Source organism: Vibrio sp. Vb1026 (assembly GCF_033338745.1).
Classification (GTDB): Bacteria; Pseudomonadota; Gammaproteobacteria; order Enterobacterales; family Vibrionaceae; genus Vibrio; species Vibrio alginolyticus.
In genome coordinates, this window is record NZ_JAWOTH010000008.1 from 25,867 (window position 1) to 38,648 (window position 12,782).

Consider the following 12,782-nt stretch of genomic DNA (forward strand, 5'->3'; position numbering starts at 1 on the left):
CCTTCATCTCGAACATCAATCTTAGGGGTGATGACACCCGAGTTTATTCTTCTATCAATAAAATACGAGTTTCGTAAGGTCGTAACACTTGATGGTTTGACGCGACTGCGCTCGCTGAGTTTTGATAGTTAGATAGCAAGTTTTTCGCCTTACTCATATCAAAACGTTCTGGCAGAACGCATTCCACCTCTTCAGCGTAGTAGTTATTGATACACAGCAGCGTTTGCTTATCGTTCTGACGAGCGTAAGCGAAAATACGTTTGTGCTCTGGCAGTAAATCTTCATAACGGCCATCGGTGATGACTGGAACCTGTTTACGCAGTTCAATCAGACGCTTGTAAAAGTAGAACACCGAGTTCAAATCGGCAACCGCAGCTTCAGCATTGATTTCAGAGTAATTCTGCGCCACTTCAAGCCACGGCGTTCCCTCAGTAAAGCCCGCGTGTTTTGCACTGTTCCATTGCATTGGTGTACGTGAATTATCACGCGACTTCTGTGCCAAGATCGCCATCATATCGTCATGAGATACACCATCACGGTTGACCATAATGTCGTACATGTTAGTACTTTCAACATCACGATATTGGCTGATTTCGGTATAACCCGGGTTGGTCATGCCGATCTCTTCCCCCTGGTAGACATAAGGCGTACCTTGCATCATGTGTACCGATGCCGCAAGCATCTTGGCAGATTCAACACGGTATTGCTCTTCGTTACCTAATCGGCTCACAACGCGTGGTTGGTCGTGGTTACACCAGAACAGCGCCCCCCACCCTTTGCCATTTAAGCCCGTTTGCCAATGATTGAAGATCTGTTTTAACTGAATGAAATCAAACGGCGCTTTGGTCCATTTTTCACCATTTGGATAATCGACTTTCAGATGATGGAAGTTGAACACCATGGATAGCTCTTTGCCGTCTAGCGAAGAATATTGCTGACAATGCTCTAGTGTGGTGGAAGACATTTCACCCACCGTCACGCTGCCGTATTTTTGAAACACAGATTCGCTGATCTCTTGAAGGTAGTCGTGCACACGTGGACCGTCGGTGTAGAAGCGGCGACCATCACCAATATCATCACTTGGAAAATCTTGCTGCTTGGAAATCAGGTTGATAACGTCGAGACGGAAACCATCGACACCTTTGTCTGCCCAGAAGTTGATGACTTCTTTCACTTCTTCACGCACTACTGGGTTTTCCCAGTTTAAGTCCGCTTGCTCTTTAGCAAAAAGGTGCAAATAGTACTGGCCTGTTTTTTCATCCAGCGCCCAAGCGTTGCCACCAAACTTTGATTGCCAGTTGTTTGGTTCAGCACCATCTACCGGATCTTTCCAGATGTAGTAATCACGGTATGGGCTGTTTTTATCACCCAGTGCGGATTGGAACCACTTGTGTTCTGTCGACGTGTGGTTCACTACAATGTCCATGATGATACGAATGCCCAACTGATGCGCTTCTGCTAGCAAAGTATCGAAATCTTCCATAGTGCCGAACTGTGGATTGATCGAGTAGTAATCGGAGATGTCATAACCGTTGTCGATCATTGGCGATTGGTAAACCGGCGTCAGCCAAATCGCATCCACACCAAGATGCTTAAGATAATCCAGCTTAGAAATGATCCCTTTGATGTCGCCTGTGCCTTTACTGCCACTGTCACAAAAGCTTTTTGGGTAAATTTGATAGATGGTTGCGGTTTTCCACCAGCTCTCATCATGCTTGGTCATAGCCATTTCTAACACTCACTTACCAGTAATCGGAAACTTAAAATTTGAAAAGAAAAATAGGAGGAGGCAGCCAAGTCACTGCCTCAAATAGAATTACGCGTTTGCAGGCTCAAGCTCACCTTTGGCTTGTGCACGCTTATAAAGAATTAACGTTAATGCAGCAGGTACTAGCATTGCGACTAACATAGCCAAAGCAAAAATGCCCCAGAACTGCGGTTGGATAGACAAGATGCCCGGCAAACCGCCCACACCGATACCGTTCGCCATTACGCCCGCACTACCACAAATAGCAGCAGCACACGCACTACCGATCATCGCGCTCAGCATTGGGAACTTGTATTTCAAGTTGATGCCGTACATCGCCGGCTCGGTCACACCAAGGTAAGCAGAGATAGCCGCAGGTACTGAGATATCACGCTCGCCATGTTTTTTACTGATGATAATGATGCCGACGACCGCAGACGCTTGAGCAATATTTGAAAGCGCAATCAGAGGCCAAATTGGCGTGCCGCCTAGCTCTTGCATTAATTGAAGGTCAACCGCGTTGGTGGTGTGGTGAATACCAGTAATGACCAATGGCGCGTATAGGAAGCCGAAGATGGTTGAGCCAATCATTGCGAAGTCACCTGTCATGGCTGCTTTTGCTGCGAAAGCAACACCATCACCCAACATACGACCGAATGGGCCAATGATAGAGTGCGCAAGAATCACAGACACGATGATAGAGACAAACGGCACGACCACTAGGTAAAGGTAAGACGGAATGATGCGTTTTAAGTTGGTTTCAATAAACGCCAGAGCCATACCAGCAAGCATTGCTGGAATCACTTGCGCCTGATAGCCCACTTTTTCGATGGCGAATAAGCCAAAATCCCACACTTCGGGTACTTGCTTACCAATCAGGTAGGCGTTCATCAACTGCGGCGAAACCAATGTTACACCAAGCGTGATACCCAGAATCGGAGTACCGCCGAGCTTTTTCACTGTCGACCAACATACGCCAACTGGTAGGAAGAAGAAGATCGCCTCACCAATCAGCCATAAGAAAGAGTGTACAGTTGCCCAAAACTGGCTGATTTCCGTTAGCGTTTGACCATCAAACATCTTGATGTCGCCAATCACGTTACGGAAACCAAGGATCAGACCACCGGTGATGATCGCTGGTAGCAGTGGTACAAAGATTTCTGCAAGGTGGGAAATACCACGCTCAACGATATTCATGTTTTGACGAGCAGCGTTCTTCGCTTCGTCTTTGCTGACTTCACTTTTACCCGTCAGTCCGATCAGTACCTTGTAAACTTCATCCACTTCAGTACCGATAACCACTTGGAACTGGCCTGCGTTGGTAAAACAGCCCTTCACCATCGGTAATGTTTCTAACTGTTTCGTATCTGCTTTGTCCGTATCATTTAGAACAAAACGCAAGCGAGTTAAACAGTGACTTACACTGGCAATATTGTCCGGCCCCCCGACCAGCTCAATAAGACGCTCCACGTCTTTACGCGCAATCTTACTCATAACTTTGTCCACCCTGTATTGGATACATTCGATTCATCATTTTGTTTTTATAAATGGGAACATTCCCATTTCTTAATTTTAATATTGCCATTCGAAGACAAAAAACAAAATGGGAACAGTCCCATTAATTGAGAATGATCACAGTATAATTTTAGAGCAGATCGTTTTAGTGTGGATTAACAAACGATAGGCTGTTGAGTAAAGTGAACCACTTCCTCATCACCATTTAATTGATTGATCAGCATGTTAGCGGACTTCTCACCTGCAAGGGTATAACCTGGGTCGACACTAAATACTTTAGGGAAAAGGAAAGAGAGCAATTCATTACCACCAACACCTGTCACAACCACGTCTTCACGGCCTAACTCTTGAAGACGCTTAATCACGCCCAACGCGATGGTGTCACTGGCGCACACGATGGCCTGAGTATCAGATTGAAGGACTTTGTCTACCAACTGATAAGCACTTTCATGGCTCAACTTACCCGTTTGGAAACAAGGTGCAATTTGCTTGCGTTGACACCAAGCTTTATAAGCATTTAGACGAGCTAAGCCAGTGGTTTTGTCTTCAGGATCAACACCAATATAAGCAATGCGAGATAAAGATTGCTGCTCAAGATGAGACAAAGCCATGTCTATCACACCTTGGTTGTCGTAGTTGATCGAAGAAACCATTTGCGTGTCCATCGCGATCACAACGATACGATTACCCCACTCTGCCAATGCTCGCTCATCACATCCAGTAAAACCAAACACGATCACCCCATCGACGTTGCGACGTTTAAGCACATCCAAATGTTCATTGGTTTTATCGCGATCGAATTGGCTCTCCATGATCACCGCATCATAACCAGCGGAATACAAAGCATTGAGCATGGTACCAACGGCGCGATTTTCTGATGGTGAGTCTAAACGGGAGATGATAACCCCAATAACTTTTTGGCTGCCGCCACGCATTGATTGCGCAGATTTGGACGGCACATAACCAGATTCACGAATGATTTGCTCAACCTTCTCTCGCGTTTGGGGTTTCACTTTTGGATCGTTAGTAAGCACACGGCTTACTGTTGATTTGCCCACGCCTGCCAATTTTGCGATATCAAGAATGGTGAGTTTTTTGCTCATAAGTGTTCAGACTAAAAGAAGGAATCAAACAAAAGGGAAGCAGTGGCTTCCCTTAACTCAGTCAGTAATGAAGATTACTTGTTTAAGTACGCAGGCACATCCGCAATGCTATCTAATACTACCGTTGCAATGGCTTCGCCCTGTTCTGTTACTGGCTTACCAGTGCGAACCAAAATCTTAGTGCCAACGCCTGCCGCTTCTGCTGCCATCATGTCTTCAGCTTTATCGCCGATCATCACAGATTTCTCCATGTCGATCTTCAAGAAGTCACGCGCAGAAATGAACATGCCTGGTTTTGGCTTACGGCACTCACAATCTTGCTTGTACTCGCCAATGCCATGTTCTGGATGATGTGGGCAGTAATAGATACCATCGAACTCAACACCATTATCAGCAAAGTTCCAATCCATCCATTGAGTCAGAGACAAGAAACGGTCTTCACTGAATTTACCGCGTGCGATGCCCGATTGATTCGTCACTAACACTAGAAGGTAGCCTTTATCTTTTAGCGCTTTCGTCGCTTCAAATACACCATCAATGTACTCAAAATCATGTTCGTCATGAACATAGCCGTGGTCAACGTTTATCACGCCATCACGATCGATAAAAACAGCAGGTTTTGCCAAAACGTATTTCTCTATTAACTCGGTTTAATCAGATTATTACATACCTTATAAACTTCAACACTATCTAATTCATTCTAGGCCTCGACAAAACGGTTGATTTGTTGGGCAAGAATCGGTAAATCTGAGGGTGCCCCGCCGTCTACCTCCTGCTTGTTATCTATACATCTTCGTTTCAAAACAGAACATCCATACATTTAGACGTCTAGACGTAAAAATATCTATTGACTTCATTCTGCTTAACCCATAGCATCAACTGAAAATTGAGATAAAGCTCAACATTAAGTTCTGTCAAAGGCCGTTTTTGACAGCGAAGTTCCCCGTATCTTTGGGCAGGTTGAAACATGATAGAAATAAAAAACGTCAATAAAGTGTTCTACCAAGGCAGTAAGGAAATCCTTGCCCTGAAAGACATTAACCTACACATCGACAAAGGCACCATCTTTGGTGTTATCGGTTCATCAGGTGCTGGTAAAAGTACGCTGATTCGCTGTGTCAACATGCTAGAAGCACCGACCTCTGGTTCCATCATCGTTGATGGTGTAGATCTAACCAAACTCAGTAAAAAACAACTAGTCGAAACACGCCGTAACATTGGCATGATCTTCCAGCACTTTAACCTGCTTTCGTCTCGTACTGTGTTTGATAATGTGGCATTACCCCTAGAACTGGCAGGTAAAGACAAATCGCAAATCACAACAAAAGTAACTGAGTTGCTAAAGCTTGTAGGCTTAGCCGACAAACACGAGAGCTACCCATCTAACTTAAGTGGCGGACAAAAACAGCGTGTGGCAATTGCTCGTGCATTGGCATCCGATCCTAGCGTGCTGCTTTGTGATGAGGCCACTAGTGCACTAGACCCGGCAACAACTCAATCTATCCTTGAGTTATTGAAAGAGATCAACCGCAAACTCAACATCACGATTTTACTTATCACTCACGAAATGGAAGTCGTAAAAAGCATCTGTCACGAAGTAGCAATCATCGGTGGTGGTGAGCTGGTGGAAAAAGGCACCGTTGGCGATATTTTTGCGCACCCTAAGACAGAGCTAGCGCACCAATTCATTCGCTCAACGCTGGATCTTTCCATTCCTGAAGATTACCAAGCACGTCTGCAAGCAGAGCGTGTTGATGGCAGCTACCCGTTGGTTCGCTTAGAGTTTACTGGCGCAACCGTTGATGCACCGTTAATGTCGCAAATTTCTCGTAAATACAATATTGATGTGAGTATTTTGAGTTCCGACCTTGATTACGCTGGTGGCGTGAAATTCGGCATGATGGTCGCAGAGCTATTTGGTAACGAAGAAGATGACAACGCAGCTCTTGAATACCTGCGTAAGCACAACGTAAAAGTAGAGGTACTTGGTTATGTCCTTTAATACGATTTCTGAATGGCTGAGTTTAAACAGCAAACTACTTTTAGGTGCAACGTGGGAAACGCTTTACATGGTTGCGGTTGCCGGATTAGTCGGCTTTGCTGTGGGTATTCCATTAGGCGTAATCCTCCATATTACTAAAAAAGGCGGCCTACTTGAAAACACCAAACTAAATAGCGGCTTAGGCGCTATCGTTAACATTGGTCGCTCAGTGCCATTCCTCGTACTGATGGTTGCGATTATTCCAGTGACAAAAATGCTGGTTGGAACCTTTATCGGTACAACCGCAGCAATCGTCCCACTGACTATTGGCGCCATTCCTTTTGTCGCTCGTCTTATTGAAGGTGCTTTATTAGAAGTACCGACAGGCTTGGTGGAAGCTGCGCAGTCAATGGGGGCGACACCAACACAGATCATCACAAAAGTTCTACTGCCTGAAGCAATGCCGACTATTGTTAACTCAGTAACGATTACCTTGGTCACTCTCGTTAGCTACTCAGCTATGGCGGGTACGGTAGGCGGCGGCGGCCTAGGCGACGTAGCCATCCGTTACGGTTTCCACCGCTACGATGTAACTATCATGGCCGTGACTGTCGTGATGTTGATTGTTCTAGTACAGATTATTCAGTCTATCGGTGACGCAGTGGTGCGCCGTGTAGACCACAGATAAGCATCAAAAATACAAATTATAAGGAGATAAAGATGAAATTTAGCCTTAAAGGTCTTTTGACTGTAGCAACGGCCGCCTCTGCTCTTGCTCTAGCGGGTTGCGGCGACAAAGAAGTAGACGTAAACAAAGTAAAAGTTGGCGTTATTGCTGGTGCTGAAGCACAAGTAGCCGAAGTTGCCGCTAAAGTAGCAAAAGAGAAATACAACCTAGACGTTGAGCTAGTAACATTTACCGATTACGTAACACCAAACGCCGCTCTGGATGATGGTTCAGTAGACGCGAATGCGTTCCAGCACAAACCATACCTAGACCAACAAGTGAAAGACCGCGGCTACAAACTGGCTATCGCGGGTAACTCATTCGTTTACCCTATTGCTGGTTACTCAAAGCAAGTAAAATCAATTGATGAAATTCAAGATGGCGCACGCATCGCAGTACCAAACGACCCAACTAACCTAGGTCGCTCACTACTGCTTCTTGAGCAGCAAGGTTTAATTACGCTACGTGATGGCGTTGGTCTACTCGCTACAGTACGTGACATCGTAGGCAACCCTAAAAATATCGAAATCATTGAACTAGAAGCCCCACAGCTTCCACGTTCACTGGATGACGTAACGCTATCTATCATCAACACCACTTACGCAAGCTCTATCGACCTATCGCCAGAGCGTGACGGCGTGTTCGTTGAAGATAAAGACTCACCATACGTAAACCTAATTGTCGCTCGCGAAGAAAATGTTAATGCGCAAAACGTACAAAACTTCGTAAAAGCTTACCAAACGGAAGAAGTTTACGAAGCGGCAAAAGAACTGTTCAAAGGCGGTGTTGTGAAAGGTTGGTAATCCCACTTTTCAAAACATGACTGAAAACAACGTTCTAAACACAAAAGGGCTGATGTGAAAACATCAGCCCTTTCTATTTGTCTATCTACCCATTTAAGTAGCTTCAATTCGCTACTTAAGATGGTCCCAAGAGATATTCGACACGATTCGGCAGTCATCACACTTAAAATGAAATATGTCATGTAGTGGCTCATCGAGTAGCCACTCGCCATCGCATTTTGGACACTTGCGCGCTTTCTCGCTCTCCAGCGACTGACCACCGACACGATACTGGTAATAGTACGTAGGGATCTTCGTGATGTAATCGATACGGCCACGTAAGTCCCAACCTCGGCGAAACAGCACACTATCCACATCGCAAATTTCGTGCAGCGCCGCATGTTCCGCTCGGCAGCCCCCTGCCATTTGGATTTCATCACACGCTTGCCACTCAGTCTGCCACTTAATGACGGCTTTATGGTCTCCATTAAGTGTTGGCTCATTACGATACAAAGGAATTGGCAACAGGGTTTCACCACTTCGCAAAGGCGAACACGTATGAACATAAGTCGTGTACAACACTTGCCAGCTAGGTGTCTCTTCTTCGGCTGCTTGTTCTGAATTCAAATCACGCCCCAGCATACGCATTTTCGGTGCAAGCAAAGACGCATCCGACAAACGGTTCATGCACACTTTGACGAAATCTGAGTGATAACGTGGATGCAAGCTGTCTTGTTCTGGGCAAACAACACGAACGAAAAATTCACCTTCTCCCATCACTATCGGGAATTCACGACCTAATACTTGGCCGTTGTAACGCAGAGCATCCATCAAGCCATTAATGGCTTTGTCTACCGCGCTGACGGTGGTGTTATCAAAACACTCAAACTGCAACTCAACAACATACATACTTAGACGGCAGCCTCTAACTTATTCAAGAACTCAACCAATGAATCTGCCAATACATCACGTTTAGAGGTGCCCAAACGCTCTAGAATCACATTGCCAGTGAGGTTACAAATAGAAATCACATCCATTTCCTCATCTGTCGCTGCGATAAATACTGTTGGTTTAAGTTTCAAGCGGCGCTGCGTCACCAAATGACCAAGAATATTTTCTTGTAGACGCACGAAATCGTCATCGCTCCAGACTTGCAGCAGCGTCAACGAATTACCTTGCCAAGTTGCCTCCATATCAGCGCAGTATTGAGAACCATAAAAGGCTTTAACATCATCTTGCAGTGACAACTCAATCGCATTTTCCACATTGGTGAAATCGGCCATTTCATCACGTGCGACCGCTTTCCAAAGCACCTTTCCATCACGCTTCTCTTCGACACAAGGAGAAACAAGCTCTGCAAGCTCTTCACTGCTTGGCAACTCATTGTGCTTAGCTTGCCAAGCTTGTTGGTAGCGCAGGCTGAACTCTTGTAGCGCCTGAGTAACGTTTGGGGTCATGAAGGTCTCCTCATTCCTTATTTATCAGATAGCCGTACTTGCCGGATGGCAATTGACCAGCAGATTCAGTAAAATTCTCGCCATTCTAATCGAAAACGACCACAAAGTATGAGCAAATATTCTGACGCTAAAGAGCTTGCTGGCCTAACACTAGGTAAAACGACCGAGTATGCGAACCAGTATGACCCAAGCTTGCTGCAACCAGTCCCTCGCAGCCTGAACCGAGATGACCTCCAGTTAGGCGATACTCTGCCTTTCATGGGGCACGACATTTGGACGCTGTACGAACTGTCTTGGTTAAATAGTAAAGGTTTACCACAAGTGGCCGTTGGCGAAGTATACATTCCAGCCACCAGTGCAAACTTGATTGAATCGAAGTCTTTCAAACTGTACTTAAACAGCTACAACCAAACGCGTTTCGCTACTTGGAAAGAAGTGACTGAGCGTTTAACACAAGACCTGTCTGAATGCGCAGGTGAAAAGGTGCTGGTTGAGGTGAATCCAGTGACCCACTATACCAATCAACCTATCGTAACAATGGACGGTGAATGTATTGATGACCAAGACATTAACATCACCAGTTACGATTTCGATGCCGATTTGCTTGAAGGTGCAGCAGGTGAAGTACAAGTTGAAGAGGTGCTACATAGCCACCTATTGAAATCAAACTGTTTGATCACTAACCAACCCGACTGGGGCAGTGTAGAAATTCGCTACCAAGGCGCAAAAATAGATCGTGAGAAGCTGTTACGTTACTTAGTGTCTTTCCGCGAGCACAATGAGTTCCACGAACAGTGTGTAGAGCGTATTTTTACGGATCTAATGAAATACTGCCAACCAAGCAAACTGACCGTATTTGCCCGCTATACGCGTCGTGGTGGCTTGGATATCAACCCTTACCGCTCAACGGAACAAGATAAGCCAGCTCACAATCACCGTATGGCTCGTCAGTAAGCGCATAGACAACAGAAATAAGTTCGGCAATCTAAAGGGTTGCCGGACGTTTTTATTGTCCAAGCATGTTACTATATCAAATGGCTTCAACCCGCATTTAAACGGCTAATTGAGGCTTTTCGCCGTTATCGCCATATCTAAAAACAGTTCGAGGGAACGAAAGGATGTTTTGGGACAGTTCGCGTCTATTCAAATTGATTGGCTTTCTTTGCTTGCTGTTTGTACAGCCACTTCATGCAACCATTTTATCGTCCGCGTTACTCAACGAAGCACAACAATTGGCGGAAATAGAGCCATCACAAGCAAAACAAGCGGCAACCAACTATTTGTCACAGCGTGAGCTAACAGAACGCAAAGAAAGTGACAGCCCTTCAGCCATGTCTCGCGACGAAACAGATCGTAGCGTTCGCACACCAAGCAGCACCATCGAAGCGCACAAGATTATCGCTCAGGCAGATTACGCCATGGGTAATGTTCGTTCGGCTATCGAGCACCTAAATAAAGCGGAACGCTTAGCGCAAGAATATCAATTGCCGTACATGGACTTAGATCTCCAGCTGATGCGCAACCAAATGATTTGGATGTACGACGAAAACTACTCAAAAGCGGAAGACACGCTTAACCAAATTGAACAACAGCTCGATGAAGCCGATGCCGTATTACAACGCACCGACAGCGTTCGCTACCGACTAGTGATGCAAAGAGCACTCCTCGCTTCACATAGTGGCGATATCATTAAAGCGGAAAACTTGTACTCTGAAGCAAAGACCATGCTTGACGATAGCCGCTCTGAGTTAGCCTTGATCGACTACTACACTGCCGTCGGCGAGTTTTACCTCAATAGCAAGAAGTACAATTTGGCTTTGTCAGAACTGCTATACGGTTATTGGCAATCTATTGAAAGTAACAGTGGTGCAAGATTAGCAAAAGTGAATCGCCTTTTGGCTAGGCTCTTCCAGGAGCGACGAGTGTACGACAAAGCGATCGAATACTTATCTCAAGCCGCAGATTTTTATGACTCTTACCCTAGCTCTCCGATCCTAGCGGACGTCCTAGAGCAAATGGGCGACATCTACTTTTATCAGGGTAAGTTTAACCTTGCATTAGTGCATTACTTCAACGTGCTTGACCATGAAAGTACCAGTAAGAACATCAATAGAATCATTAAAATTCGCTTAAGCTTGGCGGCTACCTACCTACAACTCTATAACTACGCGCTAGCAGAGCAGTACTTAGACCGCTCTAAAGAGCTTTTAGAATACACCAATATTCCTAAGCTTGAAGCAAAGGCTGCCCTGCTTCAGTCAGGTCTGGCTTATCATCAAAATGACAGTAAAGACGTCATTACTAATGCAAAGCTGGCGTTAGCGCTTGCTGAAAAGTCACCTGAAAATAACAACTTCATTAAGCAGCAGTCATACCGTTTACTTGGGTTGGGTTACGAGCAGGCAGGCGAATACAAACTTTCTCTGCAAGCTTATAAAAAATACACCAACCTCGTTCGTCTAGAACAAAAGCAGCTTAACCAAATCAGTGAAGATGCGTTCCGTCAGCAAAAAGAATTTGCCGAACAAACCATCCATTACATCGGTCAATCAGAACGCTTAGAGCAAGTGGAAAGAGAGCATCGTAAATTCCAGAAAATCTCATTTGCATTGTTTATTACTGTATTGGTCATGTTTTTGTTCATTATGCGACGCGGTGTCATTATGCAGCGCCAAGCAAGTGAAATCGAAAAACTGCGTAACGACCTCTTCACCCACTCTCGCTCTCGTTTACGTAACTTGCGTATGCTGAACGTTAAGCTGTCTCGCTCATTGAAAAAGTCGAGCGAAACTTTCGAGCAATGGCAAATGGGTGAATTGATCCATGAACCACTTAATGATCGCCTACGCTTTGTTATGATCGATTTGCCATTCTTGCGAAGCATGTACGTCCATAACGGCTATAAGGCAGGTCTAGAACTAGAACGTGCATTTGGCGACTTCCTTGCGGAAAAAATAGAAAAACCGTCGCGTCTTTACCATTTCTCAGATGCCAACTTACTCTACATTGAACCGAACGCTGACCGTGATGCTTCTGCCGAAGTCATGTTCGAAAAATTCCAGACTTGGGTGGATGAGTTCGCTCAGCAGCACAACGTCAATCGTATTATTCGTATGGGCATCAGCGATTATCCGTTCTTACCCCGAGCCTACACTGCAATTAACGATGAGGAATTACTCGATCTGTTGTTGCTTGCGACTCACATCGCACGAGAAGTCAGCTTGAAGGATAAGCAAAGCCACTGGGTGTTCTTAAAAGCCATCGATAATGCGCCTGCTGCTAGCTTTGCAACAGGTAACATAAGAACTGCCTGTCAACATGCCATTAGCCAAGGCCTGATCAAGATCCATTCGTCCTACAAGAATGAGGACGACATCAAGAAAATATTAAAAAATGGATAATTAAACGCCTGTTGAACGTAATAACTAATGACGCTATAAAGTTTTTTGTTATTATCAGATAATTGTCAG

At 45.3% G+C, this 12,782-nt stretch carries 11 protein-coding genes; 5 read left to right on the forward strand and 6 right to left on the reverse strand.

Annotation, left to right across the window (positions count from 1 at the left end; genetic code table 11):
• Positions 1–43 precede the first annotated feature (43 nt).
• The 4 genes from treC to gmhB form a co-directional block, all read right to left on the reverse strand.
• Complete coding sequence (gene treC / locus R7E47_RS13510; RefSeq protein ID WP_318084379.1) at positions 44–1,729, reverse strand: alpha,alpha-phosphotrehalase; 1,686 nt, start codon at positions 1,727–1,729, stop codon at positions 44–46.
• 87 nt (positions 1,730–1,816) lie between these two features.
• Positions 1,817–3,241, reverse strand: coding sequence for a PTS trehalose transporter subunit IIBC (treB, locus tag R7E47_RS13515; RefSeq protein ID WP_318084381.1), 1,425 nt, complete (start codon positions 3,239–3,241; stop codon positions 1,817–1,819).
• A 176-nt stretch (positions 3,242–3,417) separates the two neighbouring features.
• Positions 3,418–4,365: a trehalose operon repressor TreR gene (gene treR, locus R7E47_RS13520; RefSeq protein ID WP_005381960.1), complete on the reverse strand. Its 948-nt coding sequence runs from the start codon at positions 4,363–4,365 to the stop codon at positions 3,418–3,420.
• A 74-nt stretch (positions 4,366–4,439) separates the two neighbouring features.
• Positions 4,440–4,991, reverse strand: coding sequence for a D-glycero-beta-D-manno-heptose 1,7-bisphosphate 7-phosphatase (gmhB, locus tag R7E47_RS13525; protein ID WP_005381961.1), 552 nt, complete (start codon positions 4,989–4,991; stop codon positions 4,440–4,442).
• 341 nt (positions 4,992–5,332) lie between these two features.
• Here gmhB and metN point away from each other — a divergent pair, with 341 nt between their 5' ends.
• The 3 genes from metN to R7E47_RS13540 are packed head-to-tail and all read left to right on the forward strand — an operon-like array spanning position 5,333 to position 7,876.
• Positions 5,333–6,367 carry a methionine ABC transporter ATP-binding protein MetN gene (gene metN / locus R7E47_RS13530; RefSeq protein WP_005381962.1) on the forward strand — a complete coding sequence of 345 codons (1,035 nt, stop codon included), beginning with the start codon at positions 5,333–5,335 and terminating at the stop codon, positions 6,365–6,367.
• Positions 6,357–7,034 carry a methionine ABC transporter permease gene (locus R7E47_RS13535; RefSeq protein WP_005383604.1) on the forward strand — a complete coding sequence of 226 codons (678 nt, stop codon included), beginning with the start codon at positions 6,357–6,359 and terminating at the stop codon, positions 7,032–7,034. The genes metN and R7E47_RS13535 overlap by 11 nt, the downstream gene beginning before the upstream one ends.
• Before the next feature lie 32 nt (positions 7,035–7,066).
• Positions 7,067–7,876 (forward strand): MetQ/NlpA family lipoprotein, encoded by an 810-nt coding sequence (locus tag R7E47_RS13540; protein ID WP_005381966.1) that lies wholly within the window; start codon positions 7,067–7,069, stop codon positions 7,874–7,876.
• A gap of 111 nt (positions 7,877–7,987) precedes the next feature.
• On the opposite strand, the gene R7E47_RS13545 is transcribed toward R7E47_RS13540, so the two are convergent.
• Positions 7,988–8,764, reverse strand: a complete 777-nt coding sequence (locus R7E47_RS13545) for a Zn-ribbon-containing protein (protein WP_065274234.1) — start codon at positions 8,762–8,764, stop codon at positions 7,988–7,990.
• A gap of 2 nt (positions 8,765–8,766) precedes the next feature.
• A complete protein-coding gene (gene syd / locus R7E47_RS13550; protein WP_025768899.1) occupies positions 8,767–9,312 on the reverse strand; it encodes a SecY-interacting protein in 546 nt (181 codons plus the stop codon).
• A gap of 108 nt (positions 9,313–9,420) precedes the next feature.
• Here syd and queF point away from each other — a divergent pair, with 108 nt between their 5' ends.
• Both queF and R7E47_RS13560 read left to right on the forward strand, forming a co-directional pair.
• Complete coding sequence (gene queF, locus R7E47_RS13555) at positions 9,421–10,266, forward strand: NADPH-dependent 7-cyano-7-deazaguanine reductase QueF (RefSeq protein ID WP_222716748.1); 846 nt, start codon at positions 9,421–9,423, stop codon at positions 10,264–10,266.
• A gap of 164 nt (positions 10,267–10,430) precedes the next feature.
• A complete protein-coding gene (locus R7E47_RS13560; protein ID WP_017635678.1) occupies positions 10,431–12,713 on the forward strand; it encodes a tetratricopeptide repeat protein in 2,283 nt (760 codons plus the stop codon).
• The last annotated feature ends 69 nt before the right edge of the window (positions 12,714–12,782 follow it).

Bases quoted from the DNA above. Each gene is read 5' to 3' on its own strand.
- syd (WP_025768899.1), bottom strand. From the start codon at position 9,312: ATGACCCCAAACGTTACTCAGGCGCTACAAGAGTTCAGCCTGCGCTAC.
- metN (WP_005381962.1), top strand. From the start codon at position 5,333: ATGATAGAAATAAAAAACGTCAATAAAGTGTTCTACCAAGGCAGTAAG.
- treC (WP_318084379.1), bottom strand. From the start codon at position 1,729: ATGGCTATGACCAAGCATGATGAGAGCTGGTGGAAAACCGCAACCATC.
- queF (WP_222716748.1), top strand. From the start codon at position 9,421: ATGAGCAAATATTCTGACGCTAAAGAGCTTGCTGGCCTAACACTAGGT.
- treB (WP_318084381.1), bottom strand. From the start codon at position 3,241: ATGAGTAAGATTGCGCGTAAAGACGTGGAGCGTCTTATTGAGCTGGTC.
- R7E47_RS13535 (WP_005383604.1), top strand. From the start codon at position 6,357: ATGTCCTTTAATACGATTTCTGAATGGCTGAGTTTAAACAGCAAACTA.
- R7E47_RS13560 (WP_017635678.1), top strand. From the start codon at position 10,431: ATGTTTTGGGACAGTTCGCGTCTATTCAAATTGATTGGCTTTCTTTGC.
- treR (WP_005381960.1), bottom strand. From the start codon at position 4,365: ATGAGCAAAAAACTCACCATTCTTGATATCGCAAAATTGGCAGGCGTG.
- R7E47_RS13545 (WP_065274234.1), bottom strand. From the start codon at position 8,764: ATGTATGTTGTTGAGTTGCAGTTTGAGTGTTTTGATAACACCACCGTC.
- R7E47_RS13540 (WP_005381966.1), top strand. From the start codon at position 7,067: ATGAAATTTAGCCTTAAAGGTCTTTTGACTGTAGCAACGGCCGCCTCT.